This window comes from Geobacillus sp. PK12, from assembly GCF_004123125.1.
GTDB lineage: Bacteria > Bacillota > Bacilli > Bacillales > Anoxybacillaceae > Geobacillus > Geobacillus zalihae.
Window position 1 is genome coordinate 1 of the sequence record NZ_SDKL01000116.1, and the last position, 1,508, is coordinate 1,508.

Sequence of the window (1,508 nt, forward strand, 5' to 3'; positions counted from 1 at the left end):
CAATCGTTGGACAGAGAGTTGCATGATTTGATCGATGAATATGTCATCGCGATTGCGGCAGACTCCGAGACAGATACCATACTGCCAGTGCTTGATATCAATAAGCCAGAGCAAGTGGCTAATTTTATCCACCAATGGCTTCAAACTAGCCGTCTATAAGTGCAGCGAAGGCTGTTATTTATACTAACCTCATGGTCTTCCGGGCAAAAAAATTCCCCATAGCAAAAAGCCCCTGTCTTTCGACAGGGGCTTTCCACTTATTTGATGCCTGGCAGTTCCCTACTCTCACATGGGGAAGCCCCACACTACCATCGGCGCTACGGCGTTTCACTTCTGAGTTCGGCATGGGGTCAGGTGGGACCACCGCGCTATCGCCGCCAGGCAAATTCTGTTTCATTCCAACCGTTACTTAACATGACTTTTTTCTTTGTCATCTCCGTAACCATCAGAACCAATCTCTGAACAAGCTGAACATCAAAATCTATAAGTCTTTCATCACCCACAAAACACCTTCGGTGTTGTAAGGTTAAGCCTCTCGGGTCATTAGTACTGGTTAGCTCAACGTATCGCTACGCTTACACACCCAGCCTATCTACGTCGTCGTCTTCAACGGCCCTTCAGGGGCATCTGGTGCCCAGGGAAGACTCATCTCGAGGCAAGTTTCCCGCTTAGATGCTTTCAGCGGTTATCTCTTCCGCACTTAGCTACCGGGCAATGCAATTGGCATCACAACCCGTACACCAGTGGTGCGTTCACTCCGGTCCTCTCGTACTAGGAGCAACCCCTCTCAATCTTCCAACGCCCACGGCAGATAGGGACCGAACTGTCTCACGACGTTCTAAACCCAGCTCGCGTACCACTTTAAATGGCGAACAGCCATACCCTTGGGACCTACTTCAGCCCCAGGATGTGATGAGCCGACATCGAGGTGCCAAACACCGCCGTCGATATGAACTCTTGGGCGGTATCAGCCTGTTATCCCCGGAGTACCTTTTATCCGTTGAGCGATGGCCCTTCCATTCAGAACCACCGGATCACTAAGACCTGCTTTCGCACCTGCTCGAGCTGTCACTCTCGCAGTCAAGCTAGCTTATGCCTTTGCACTAACCTCCTGATGTCCGACCAGGATTAGCTAACCTTCGTGCTCCTCCGTTACGCTTTGGGAGGAGACCGCCCCAGTCAAACTACCCACCAGACACTGTCCGCAACCCGGATTACGGGCCTACGTTAGAACATCAAACATTAAAGGGTGGTATTTCAAGGTTGGCTCCATGCAGACTGGCGTCCACACTTCAAAGCCTCCCACCTATCCTACACATCAAGGCTCAAGGTTCAGTGTCAAGCTATAGTAAAGGTTCACGGGGTCTTTCCGTCTTGCCGCGGGTACACTGCATCTTCACAGCGAGTTCAATTTCACTGAGTCTCGGGTGGAGACAGCCTGGCCATCATTACGCCATTCGTGCAGGTCGGAACTTACCCGACAAGGAATTTCGCTACCTTAGGACCGT

2 rRNA genes are annotated in these 1,508 nt (G+C 51.2%); both read right to left on the reverse strand.

Going from position 1 to position 1,508, the window contains the following annotated elements:
• Positions 1–266: 266 nt before the first annotated feature.
• Positions 267–382 (reverse strand): 5S ribosomal RNA (rrf, locus tag ETR37_RS18315).
• Positions 383–522: 140 nt separating this feature from the next.
• A 23S ribosomal RNA gene (locus tag ETR37_RS18320) occupies positions 523–1,508 on the reverse strand; the annotation flags it as partial.